Below are 12399 nucleotides of genomic sequence, written 5' to 3' on the forward strand. Positions count from 1 at the left end.
TTTCACCGCCCAAGCACGCTCGAATACATCGCCTGCGGGTAGAATATTGATACCTTCTTTTTCCGTTAATTCTTGTGAATGTCTGACCGAATCGGCAATGCCGCACCACGGTTCGATGCACACAAAATCGGCATCTTTGGCTGCCCAAATACCAAGAAATGGAAATCCTGCAAAATCAAAGCGAAGTGAATGCTCACTTTTATCGGATTTTAGCGTTACCGTAGAAGAATTTAATTGTTTGAAAACCAGTGCATCTTGGTAGAATAACTCTTTGGTCAAAGGTAAAAGTTTAGTTTCGATTTCGACCAATTCATCATCAATTAGTGCTTGCTCGAAAATGGCTTCGGGCTCATCCAGAATCAATCCTTGCGAACTTAACGGCCAACGTTTCAAGTTCTCTTCTTCTTCAAATTCTAAATAATAATCTTGGTAGCTTAGACCTTCTTCGAGTGGAACGGCAAAAGCTGGATGTCCACCTACCGAAAAATACATATCTTTTTCACCCAAATTAGTTACATGATAAGTTACACTAAGCAAATTAGCGTAAAGTTCGTAAACCAAGCGAAATTCAAACTCGAATGGATAAACTTTGAGCGTGTCTTCGTTAGAGCGAAGTAGGAAACTTATGCCGTCATCCCAGTGGTCTTCTATTTCAAAAAACATATCACGGGCAAAACCATGACGTGGTAAATTGTAGATTTTTCCTTCAAAAGTGTAAGAATTATCTTTTAAACCTCCCACAATCGGGAATAATACAGGCGAAGATTTCCCCCAAAATGCCGGGGAGGCATCCCACATATATTCCAAATCGTGGCCTTTGTGGTAAAGACTCACTAATTCTGCTCCTTTGGGGTCGATTCCGACTTCTAAATATTCGTTTTCTATGTAGTACATTTTAGTCAATAGTCGATGGACGACGGTCAACGGTTATCAATTTCTATGGACTGCCGACTGTGGACAGTGGACTTTTTTCATCCAAACAACTCACTAAACACTTCTTCGAGCTTACTGGCTGCAAAAATATCAATTTTGTATTGTTTTGTATCTAAGCCTTTAAGATTGTATTTTGAAACAAAGATTTTCTTGAAACCCAGCTTTTCAGCTTCCGAAATGCGATTTTCGATACGATTGACCGCACGAACTTCGCCACCCAGACCAACTTCGGCCGCAAAACAACACGAACTCGGCACGCTGATGTCTTCGTAAGATGAAACTATTGAAACACAAATCGCCAAATCAATGGCTGGGTCTTCTACTTTTAAACCGCCCGCAATATTCAAAAAAACATCTTGTGTTCCAAGTCTAAAACCACCTCTTTTTTCGAGAACTGCTAATAACATTTGCGTTCTTCGGCTATCAAAACCATTGCTGGTTCGTTGGGGAGTTCCGTAGGTTGCCACACTCACGAGCGACTGAATTTCAATCAAAAGTGGGCGATTTCCTTCAAGCATGGCGGCAATAGTGATACCACTCAAATCTTCTTCACGCTGCGAAATCAAGATTTCGGATGGATTGCTTACTTGGCGAAGTCCAGTGCCTTGCATTTCGTAAATTCCGAGTTCGGAAGTACTACCGAAACGATTTTTGGTTGTACGCAAAATTCGGTAAGTCATGTGGCGGTCGCCTTCAAACTGCAAAACGGTATCGACCATGTGTTCAAGCACCTTCGGTCCAGCCAAACCTCCATCTTTTGTGATATGCCCAATCATAATTACGGGTGTATCAGATTCTTTCGAGAATTTCATTAACTCGGCAGTACATTCTTTTACTTGCGAAACACTTCCTGCACCTGACTCAATGAGTGGCGAATTTAAGGTCTGAATCGAGTCAATAATCACGATATCCGGCTCGGTGAGTTCGATTTGACGAAAAATATTATCTGTCGAAGTTTCATTCAAAATATAGCACTTGTCATTCACGTATTGCATTCGCTCTGCACGCATTTTTATCTGCTGCTCACTTTCTTCGCCCGACACATAGAGAATTGTATAATCTTTTAGGCTCAAAGCAATTTGTAACATGAGCGTAGATTTACCAATTCCAGGTTCGCCACCAATCAAAACCAATGAGCCAGGTACGATTCCACCGCCAAGCACTCGGTTGAGTTCATCATCTTCGGTTACGATTCTGTAACGCTCTTGAGTTGTGATTTCGGTGAGCGTTTTTGGTTTGTTAGCGGTGCGTGGTGTACCCGACGAGGTAAATTTCCAATTACCTTTTTCAGGTTCTTCTTTAGCCAATACTTCTTCTACCATTGTGTTCCATTCTCCACATGAAGTACATCGACCGAGGTATTTTGGTGAACTAAATCCACAACTTTGGCAGAAATATGCCGTTTTAATTTTTGCCATTTATTTATTTTTCAAATAAGCAATTTTGAAATCGGATGGCCGATGCCATTGCTCTACAAATTTGTTAATCTTTCGTTAATAAAATACGAATTTGCGAATAATCTACGTTATTTCCTCAAAACCGTCAAAGATAAAGTTCTTGCTCACGCATGGCACGATTTTTTACCTAATTAATCTAAAAACAATATAAGTAGTCCATGGTCAATAGTCGACAAGTCCACAGTAAGTTAATTAACCAATGTTAGTTATTTAGCTGTTGGCAAAATTATCAATTATATTTATCCAATTCCTTACTTAATTTATTTATGAACGTATCTCTATTTTTTTCTACGTTTACTACTCATTTAACAAAAACTAACATGAAAAAAATCTCGGTTTTTACTCTTTTCTTATTATTCGGCCTGTTTACTAATACTTTCGCTCAAAAAGGATTTCAATTGGGCATCAAAGGTGGTGTTACCTTCAACCAAGTTTATACTGATGCTGGTTCGCTTGGTAAAAATATTTCTCAAAGTTACGATACAAAAACTGGCTATGTGGCAGGTATCTGGACTCGCTTTGGAGATAAAGTATTTCTTCAACCCGAACTTTTGTTAGCACAGAAAGGCGGCACGATTGATATTCAGAATGTAGGAAAAGTTAAGTTTTCGTACAGTAATCTTGATGTACCAGTTTTGGTAGGATTTAAGGTTTTAAAGATTTTTAGAGTCAATGCTGGGCCTGTAGCAACATTTAAACTCTCGGAAGACCAAAAACTCAAAGATGCACTGAAAGACCTTACTTCAAACGATGATGCTATCAAAAATGCTTCATTTGGTTATCAGTTGGGTGTTGGTGTAAAAATCTTGGGTATCAATCTTGATTTAAGAAAAGTAGGAAGTTTATCGGAGGTTTCGGCACTGAATATGAGCAATAATCAGTTTAAAGACAAAGGCTGGCAGTTTACGGTTGGCTTCAAAATTATTTAATAGTTGAGTACCTTTTTTTGAGTGCGAAGAGTCCCTCCATTTGGGGGGATTTTTCTGTTTTCGATAACTTCTAATATAAAATGTTTAAATCAAGCATCATTGCATAGTTTGATTTTTCATTTTTAAAAATTCGAGTCCACCTATTTTCCCACGTCTTCATATATGGAGGAATTAAAGACTTTGTTTTTACATATTTAACATATGGTGACAAAGAATCTATGAACTTAATTTTTGCATTTTTATTATAGTTTGCTTTACCAAACTTACCCATTTTATTTGGTATGAGAATATTATTCTCATCAAATTTACCAATCGATTCTATGCTAAGCCAAATACCATCTTTTTCAAATGGAATCGCATATTTTTCTAAATCAATTTCAACAAACTGGCTTTTTACTTTTGTATCAACTATAATATTTTCTAAGACTAAATCTCTTTTATCAGGTAAATTATCAGTTGTATTTCTAAAGAATCTAAGTCTCAAACGAAATGCAAAATCATCATGAAAAACACCAACTTTTATATTTTTTAAAATTCCAGAAATACCCTCAGAGTTCTCGATAAAGGAAGCTAATGCCAGTAATGAATTAGGTGCATAGCTGTTATAACTCAGCTTCCCTTTTCGGTAATTACCAATAATAGTAGTTTTAGGTCTCTGCTTTTTCACCTCCACTTCCTCAAGATTCATGATATATTCAGCCAAGACAACCTTTTCGGAGATAAGTAAATCTTGATACGATTTTTCAATTGTTTGGAAACCAACAGCACTAAATTGAAGAGTATCACCAAGACTAAGGTTTTCATAGCAGAATCTGCCATTTTCATCAGCGAATAATCCTTCAGCTTTATTTTTTCTTTTTACGGTTACGTAGGGTACTGGCTTATTATCACCACTACTAATAGAGATACAAGGTATTGTTATTTTCGGAGGAATAATAAAAAAGAATATTGAATATATATATACTATCATAAAAATGTTTTTTTAATTTAATTACAATTATGCCTCCTTGAAGGTGGAATAGCGTTTACCTATCAGTAGAGACTGATGTGCAGATTTGTTATTGGTATATATATATCTTATAAAAGCCACATAAATGACATTTGGCACAAGATATGCAGAAAGAGAGATTAACAAATATCTAAAAAAATATATTCTAAACATTTAATATTTCAAAATTCTGTGGTCAATTACGATAAATAACTAAGTTTATGTACTCATTTTTCGTATATTAATTTCATAAAATCATAGTGAATAAATTTACTGATTTAAGATAAGATATCGAAAAACTGTCCAAATATTTTTACATTTGTCAAAAATCAATCAAATAAATCTGCTTAATCAAAGTCAACAATGACCTTACGAGAACTCTTTCAGCATATCGGCGAAAACCCCAATTTCATACTTTTTTACTTTCTAATCATTCCAATTGCCGCAATTATTGCGGGAGTTTTGGGTAAAGGAGAAGGGCACCTTTCACCGTGGAAATATCTATATGCTACTTTGATTTATTCGGTGAGTGTTCCAGGAATCTTTGCTGTGGCTTTAAATGCTTACTTCTTTTTATTTCAGAGAGGCGATGTCATGCAAACCGATGTTTACTTGCAAATTTTGCCAATTATCGTGATGGTCGTAACGATTTTTGTGATTCGCAGAAATGTTGATTTATCGCTCGTACCGGGTTTTGATAAAATTTCTGGACTATGGTTTATGCTTTTTGCCACCATGTTTTTGATGTGGTTGCTCGAAAAAATCAGAATTGTTGTTTTTTCGTATTTACCATTTCAATATTTATTGGGCATTTTCGCTATACTTTTTGCTTTGATTTATTTGGGTTGGCGGAAGTTTGTGAAGTAAAATATCAAAATTGAATCAGCAGAAATCTGAATCAAACTTTAACGTTTTAACAAATAACCAAAAAGCCTTGCTGAATTATTCAACAAGGCTTTTCTAATTAACAATATACTTTCAAAATTTACTTATTCAAGAAATCAATCGTACTGATGGCAAATAACGATTTACCTTCTGCACTTGGATTTTTGAATACAAAATAAAGATTTTGTTGGCCAGTAGCACTGATATTCACTTTCAATGGTGTCATATTCGAGTCAGAAACATCTCCTTCGGCCAATAAAGTACCAGTTGGCGAGCCACTACGAACCTCTATTTTTCCACCAACGCTTTGTCCTTTTTGCGAAAATGCTCCAATCGAAAGTCCTTTCACACCAGTAAGGTCAATGTTTTTGAAACCTAAATAACTGCCATTTTCGCTCGCAATAGCCACTTCTCCACCCAATGCTTCTACATTAAACTTACCAATTGCTTTAGCATCATCATAGGTATTTGCTTTAACTTTTGAGCTGCGGAGAGCTACCGATTCGGTATTTGTTAAAGGCCCAATTACTTTACCACCTTTGTCGGTATAAGTTGCTTGAATGATGTATGCACCATCTTTTTTACCTTTATGTGCCGCAGTTTCGTAAGCTGCTTTGATTGGTTGCGAGGCTTTCTTTTTATCATTCAAAGAAAGAATATAATCAACCATATCACGGGCATCGGATAGTGAAATTTGTGGGTGAGCGGCCATTGCTTGTTCGCCCCATACACCGCCACCACCTTTGATTACTTTCTCAGCTAATTGATTAATAGCTGTTTGTCCACGACGGTACTTTTTAGCAATATCAATGTAAGCTGGTCCAATAGACTTCTTGTCGATTGAGTGGCAAGCTTTACAGTCGCTCAAATCAATCAAACGCTTTCCTGCCGCAAAGTTCATGTTTTCTTTGTGGCCTTGCTCAATCATTGTTTTGTCGTAACCTTCCAAATAATTAATATTCACAACTACATCGGCAGCATCAATACCTTTGGCAGTTGTACCATCTTCTTTGTCAGCAACGCTTACTTCGTAATCAATTTTTTCGTCATCAAAGAAGAAAGTTTTATTGCTCTTCACCGCAATATTAACTTTTGGTTCGGCATTACCTACTTTCACTTTTACTTCCTGATTTACTTTGTTTCCTGCACCATCGCTAACTGTCAAAACTACATTATATTCACCGGGTTTGGCAAAAGTAACTTTTGGGTTTGGTTGTGTGCTGGCTGGAATTCCTTTTCCAAAATTCCACGAGTATTTCAAGGCATCTTTGTCATAATCCATCGTTCCTGCTGATGAAAAAGCTACTGTTAATGGTGCTGCACCTGCTTTTTTATCAGCTTTTGCCACCACAACTGGCTTGCGATTACCGTAGTTATACTCAATGACCGAAAGCGTAGCTTCTTCGTTTTGAGCAAACCAGTTCATGCCATAATCTAACACGAACAAACGACCATCTTTCGAGAAAGCCATGTCCATCGGGTGATAGAACTTCGTATTTGGCATAAAACGCTCCATACCCGCATAATTTCCATCTTTATCCATGCTTATCAAGTAAATCCAGTCACGCATCCATTCGTAAGCAAAGAATTTTCCGTCTAAATAACTCGGCAATTTTTTCGGGTGTTTATCGTAATCTTCTGAATAATAAACTGGCCCCGCCATCGGATTACAGCCACCTTTACCAAACTCTGGATAAAGCTTAGATTCTCCGTAGCCGTAATAAATCCAAGCTTTTTGTGCAGGAGGAAGCTCAGTTAAACCTGTATTATGCGGCGAATCGTTGATGGGAGCTAAGGCATTGTATTTCTCGCCTGATTCTTTTTTAGCAAAATCATAATGATTGTAGGCAAAATTTGGTCCTGTAAAAATCGGCCAACCAAAGAAACCTGGCTTACGTGCTTGGTTAAACTCTACGATGCCTTCGGGGCCACGCTTATCATTTCCTTTTCCTGCATCCGGACCAACATCGCCCCAATATAAATAGCCACTACGCTTATCTACCGCAATTCTGTACGGGTTACGCATACCCATTGCATAGATTTCGGGACGAGTTTTTTCTGTTCCAACTTTAAATAAATTTCCTTCTGGAATCGTATATGTTCCATCATTTTGAGGTGTAATTCTGAGAACTTTACCGCGTAAATCGTTAGTACTTCCTGATGAACGAAGAGCATCCCAACCATCACGACCATCACGAAAATCTATTGGAGCATAGCCATCGGAAGCAAAAGGGTTTGTGTCATCCCCAGTTGACAAATAAAGGTTTCCTTTCGCATCCCAATCAATCGAACCACCCGTATGGCAACATTCATCACGCTTTACGGGCACTCTGAACACTACTTTTTCCGAAGAAAAAACTACTGTATCTTTCTGATTATCGTACTCAAATCTTGATAAAAAATTGTCTTTCGTAGCTTCACGGCTCTCGTTTGGCGTATAATAGAAATACACCCAGTTGTTTTGAGCAAAATTTGGGTCGATTCCAACGCCCATCAAACCATACTCGAATTTTGTGTAGACGGGCATTTGTGCAACAACCTTCACTTTGTTGGTTGTAGGATTCCAAACTTTTACCAATCCTTTACGCTCAACAAATATTACTTTTCCATTTGGCATGGTGGCCAATTCGGTTGGCTCGTCGAGGTTACTCGCTAAGATAGTTCTCTCATAACGGTTTTCTTCGGGGGCTCTTTGAGTTTTAGCTTTTGAATAATCTAATTTTTCGGCCATTGCCCATTTCAAACCTTGCCAAAAGTGTTCGGTCATTAAAGGCTCGCTGAAAGTTTCAGGTGTGTGTCCATAACTCGAATAAAAAGCTTTTCCACCATCAAATTCATGGTACCAAGCCATCGGGTGAAACTCACCCATTCTACCCATTTGGTAGCTCGATTCATCAACTTTTACGATAAACTTCAAAATATCTTTTTTCAAAGACTTGAAATCGTAAAATTCGTCAGTTTTATCAAATGTTTCAGGAAAGTGTGCTGAAGCTGGAAATGTTTTGTCGAGCGTTATCATCTTACCTTTTTGCACATTTGATACTTTTCCGCCCGGGTGGCTTGCAAAATACCCGCCAACTAAATCGTTGTACCACGGCCACTGATATTCGGTATCGGTAGCCGAGTGAATACCTACATAACCACCACCAGCTTGAATATAACGCTCAAAATCAGCCTGTTGAGCAGGGTTTAATACATCACCAGTAGTGCTTAGCCACACAACAGCATTGTATTTTTTGAGGTTCTCTTCGGTAAATTTTGAAGCGTCGGTTGTTGTATCAATCGCAATACCCTGTTTTTTACCCAATTCAAGAAAATACTGATTTCCTTCTTTGATTGAATTGTGGTGAAAACCTCTTGTGAGCGAAAATACCAATACTCGTTTTTGGGCTTGTACCCCCAAAGCACTCAGCAAGAGTGCATAAAGCAAAATAACTTTTTTCATTTTAAAAAATGTAGGATGGGGTTAAAATTCAGAAACCAATAACTATTTATTATTTGTAAAAAGACAAGTTTCTTTTTTACAAACAAAGATATGCAAAAAAGCAGCGTTTAATTGTCAAATTGACACTAAAAAGTATTTTTTGTAGATAATATATAAATATATAGCGAAATTTGATACAAAAACTTATTTCAAAACTTCGATTAACTCCGCAATCATCAGAGCGGTTGCCCCCCAAACAACTTGTTCTTGAATCACAAAACACGGTGTTTCGAGTTTTACGCCACGAGTCTCCACGGTTCGTACTTGAACGATTGATGGGTCAAGGATTTCAGAAATTGATACTTCAAAAATTCCAGCAACTTCACGTTCGTCGGGATAAAAATCGGGGCGTGAATTCATATAACCAACCACTGGCTGACAAAACATATTTGAAGGCGGTATAAATAGTTCGGTCAAATTTTTAATAATTTTTACGTCAGTAGCTTTTATACCTATTTCTTCTTGAGCTTCACGCAAGGCCGTTGCTTGAATATCTTTATCTTTTAGCTCTACTCTTCCGCCCGGAAACGCCATTTGCCCACCGTGTACACCATCATATTGCGGACGTAAAATCAAAGGCATAAAAATGTCTTCTCCTTTAGGATAGAACATCATCAAAACAGCACTTCGACGAGTACTGGCATTGGGCTCAATCTTTACTTTGAGTCGGTATGGCGACATTTTTTGCATGATGGTGTCATGACCCGGTAAAGGTTGCTCAGAAAGCCGTTTGATGAGTGTATTTGTAAAGTCAGCAAAATTCACGGTTTTAGGTGTTGGTCAAGTGCTATGAAATCAGATATTCATGGCAAGATACAAAAAATATTTACGAATGACGATTTACGAATGACGAAAATATATTTAGCAATTTTGTTATAAAAAATTGACCCTAAATGAAAAAACCTTCATTCATAACCTAACCATATATCCTAACCAGTTGTTCAGCACATCGCTCGCCATCCATCGCCGCCGAAACTATTCCACCCGCAAAACCAGCACCTTCGCCGCACGGAAATAATCTCTTTATTTGTAAGTGTTCGAGTGATTCTTTATCTCGTGGAATACGAACTGGCGAAGAAGTTCGGCTTTCAATACCAATCAACTGAGCTTCATTCGTTACGTATCCTTTCATTTTTTTACCAAATTCTCGTACACCTTCTTGCAGTGGTCGGGCAATAATATCGGGTAAAACCTCGACCATATCCATCGAAACCAAGCCTGGTTGGTAAGAAGTTGGCAGAAGTTCATGAGAGATTTTGCCCGAAAGAAAATCATTTAAACGTTGGGCAGGAGCAAATTGACAGCCCCCCCGCCCCTGAAGGGGGGCTATATTTGTAGTATTTGAGGCTAATTTAAAGGCTTTTTGCTCAACGTCTTTCTGTAATTGAAGTCCGGCCAGTGGGCCTAAATGCTTATATTTTTGCCAATCAATCTCGTTAATAGCAACCACAACCCCCGAATTGGCATATTTTGAGTCTCGACGAGATGGCGACATACCATTTACGACCAATTCACCTTCGGCAGTAGCAGCAGGCACGATAAATCCACCCGGACACATACAAAAACTAAAGACACCACGCTGAATATTTTTATAGTAGGTCTGAGCCACCAAACTGTAAGAGGCGGCAGGCAACAGCCCACGTTCTGGACGATGGTATTGGTGTGTATCAATCAAATTTTGTTGATGCTCGATTCTGACCCCCATCGCAAAAGGTTTGGCTTCAATCAGAATATCCTTTTGATGCAGTAATTCAAAAATATCTCTTGCCGAATGGCCAGTTGCTAAAATAACCCCAAGCCCAGATATTTCTTTACCATCGGCGGTTATTACGCCTTTCATCTCACCATTGACCAATACAAAATCAACAACTTTTGTATCGAAATGCACCTCGCCGCCTGCTTTCAAAATGCTTTCACGTAAATCGGCAACTACGTTGGGTAATTTATTGGTTCCGATATGTGGATGAGCGTCAAACAAAATCTCACTCGTTGAACCATGGGCCACCAAAATCTCCAAAATTCGACGAACATCACCTCGTTTTTTTGAACGGGTATAAAGTTTTCCGTCAGAGTAAGTTCCTGCTCCGCCTTCACCAAAACAATAATTCGATTCGGGATTTACTACGTGGTCTTTATTAATCGCCGCCAAGTCTCGTCTTCTGGCACGTACATCTTTTCCTCTTTCGAGCAAAATCGGTTTAATTCCCAGTTCAATCAAACGCAGAGCTGCAAACATTCCAGCAGGCCCCGCTCCTACTATAATTGCCTGTGGTTTGTTGGTCACGTCGGCATATTCTTTCCGAAATTCCATTTCGGGTGGTGGAACTTCACCAGCATATATTTCTACTTCGAGATTAATCTTCACTTGCCCTTTTCGAGCATCAATCGACTGACGCATTTTTCTGATTGAAAAATCTTCATCAATCGTCTTTAAATATGTTTTTTGAATATGTTGACGCAGAACGGCATCATCGAGAGCAATCTCCGGCTCTAAGGTAAGACTCAAGGTTTGTTGCATTGCTTGAAAGGTTTTTATCCTCTAAATTTCGTACAAAGTTAAGCAATTCACCTCAAACTTATTTCATAGAATCTGCCAAAATAGACTTAGGCACAAACTTTGAAGTGAAATTTATTGTTTATCATACTAAAAAGATAGACTATTATTACAATTTTGAGGTTATCTTTGCAGAAATCAAATAATTGTGACCCGAAAAACACACTGAATGTCCGCTTATTTTAAAAATATCAGTCGAGGAATAAGAACAACTCTCAAAGGTATGAGCCTAACGCTCAGACACTTTTGGCAAGCACGTAGAAGCCGACAACCGTATGCAATGGAAGATTCGAGTTATTTCGATTTGCAAACGGGTATCGTTACGCTTCAATATCCTCATCAGACTTTACCCGTGCCAGACAACGGCCGTTATCAACTCGACTGCGAGATTGATGACTGTATTGTGTGTGATAAATGTGCGAAAGTATGTCCAGTTGATTGTATTGATATTGAACCCATTAAGTCTTCTGAGATTATCAGTTATGCTTCTGATGGCTCGCCAATTAGGCTTTATGCAGCGAAGTTTGATATTGATATGGCCAAATGTTGTTTCTGCGGACTTTGCACGACTGTGTGTCCGACTGAATGTTTGACAATGACCAATGATTATGATTTCAGTGTAGTTGATATTACACAATTAAATTTTGAATTCTCAAACCTTACCGCCGAGCAAGCAGATAAAAAACGTAAGTTATACGAACAATACTTAGAAGAAAAAGAGGCTTTGAAGAAAAGTCCAGCAACTGCTACAACTACCGCTCCGACCGAAAACACAGCAGAAACACCAAAACCGAAAACGGCCTTCAAGCCAGCATTCAAACCTGCTGTGAAGCCAGCGGTAAAAGAATCGGACGAAACAGTAATAGAGAGTAAAATTGAAAACAAAGAACCAGAAGCTCCAGCATCTGAAGTTCCTAAACCAAAGCCTGTTTTTAAACCAGCTTTCAAACCTGCGGCAAAACCGGCAGAAACATCTGAGACACAAGAAATTAAAGCAGAAGAAGCAACAGCTGAAACGCCAAAACCTAAGCCTGTTTTTAAACCAAGTTTCAAACCTTCCTCAAAACCATCGGAAATAGTTGATAGTCAGGAAGTAAAAGCAGAAGAAGCAACAGCCGAAACGCCAAAGCCTAAACCTGTTTTTAAACCAAGTTTCAAGCCTGCGGCAA

General features: G+C 38.4%; 9 protein-coding genes. 3 read left to right on the top strand and 6 right to left on the bottom strand.

The genetic code is table 11. The features are described 5' to 3' along the window. Positions 1 to 894: aldose 1-epimerase family protein (locus tag ACOVO2_RS07785; protein WP_421769416.1), on the bottom strand; the 894-nt coding region annotated here is incomplete at its 3' end. A 77-nt stretch (positions 895 to 971) separates the two neighbouring features. After that, a complete protein-coding gene (gene radA / locus ACOVO2_RS07790) occupies positions 972 to 2351 on the bottom strand; it encodes a DNA repair protein RadA (protein WP_421769417.1) in 1380 nt (459 codons plus the stop codon). 359 nt (positions 2352 to 2710) lie between these two features. Between radA and ACOVO2_RS07795 the strand changes: the two genes are divergently transcribed. After that, complete coding sequence (locus ACOVO2_RS07795) at positions 2711 to 3319, top strand: porin family protein (protein WP_421769418.1); 609 nt, start codon at positions 2711 to 2713, stop codon at positions 3317 to 3319. A 70-nt stretch (positions 3320 to 3389) separates the two neighbouring features. Here ACOVO2_RS07795 and ACOVO2_RS07800 read toward each other — a convergent pair whose 3' ends face one another. Beyond that, positions 3390 to 4289 (bottom strand): carboxypeptidase-like regulatory domain-containing protein, encoded by a 900-nt coding sequence (locus ACOVO2_RS07800; RefSeq protein ID WP_421769419.1) that lies wholly within the window; start codon positions 4287 to 4289, stop codon positions 3390 to 3392. Between the two features lie 381 nt (positions 4290 to 4670). On the opposite strand from ACOVO2_RS07800, the gene ACOVO2_RS07805 reads away from it, so the two are divergent. Further along, the gene (locus ACOVO2_RS07805) at positions 4671 to 5174 is read left to right on the top strand and encodes a hypothetical protein (RefSeq protein ID WP_421769420.1); all 504 of its coding nucleotides are present in this window, start codon (positions 4671 to 4673) and stop codon (positions 5172 to 5174) included. A 118-nt stretch (positions 5175 to 5292) separates the two neighbouring features. Here ACOVO2_RS07805 and ACOVO2_RS07810 read toward each other — a convergent pair whose 3' ends face one another. From ACOVO2_RS07810 to ACOVO2_RS07820, 3 genes are all read right to left on the bottom strand, one after another. Next, a complete protein-coding gene (locus ACOVO2_RS07810; RefSeq protein WP_421769421.1) occupies positions 5293 to 8637 on the bottom strand; it encodes a ThuA domain-containing protein in 3345 nt (1114 codons plus the stop codon). Positions 8638 to 8820: 183 nt separating this feature from the next. Further along, positions 8821 to 9441 (bottom strand): NUDIX hydrolase, encoded by a 621-nt coding sequence (locus tag ACOVO2_RS07815; protein ID WP_421769422.1) that lies wholly within the window; start codon positions 9439 to 9441, stop codon positions 8821 to 8823. Between the two features lie 151 nt (positions 9442 to 9592). Next, positions 9593 to 11194: an NAD(P)/FAD-dependent oxidoreductase gene (locus tag ACOVO2_RS07820; RefSeq protein ID WP_421769423.1), complete on the bottom strand. Its 1602-nt coding sequence runs from the start codon at positions 11192 to 11194 to the stop codon at positions 9593 to 9595. 205 nt (positions 11195 to 11399) lie between these two features. On the opposite strand from ACOVO2_RS07820, the gene ACOVO2_RS07825 reads away from it, so the two are divergent. Beyond that, the coding region (locus ACOVO2_RS07825) for a 4Fe-4S dicluster domain-containing protein (RefSeq protein ID WP_421769424.1) at positions 11400 to 12399 on the top strand (1000 nt) is incomplete at its 3' end.

The sequence above is a fragment of the Emticicia sp. genome (assembly GCF_049241225.1).
Taxonomy (GTDB): Bacteria; Bacteroidota; Bacteroidia; order Cytophagales; family Spirosomataceae; genus Emticicia.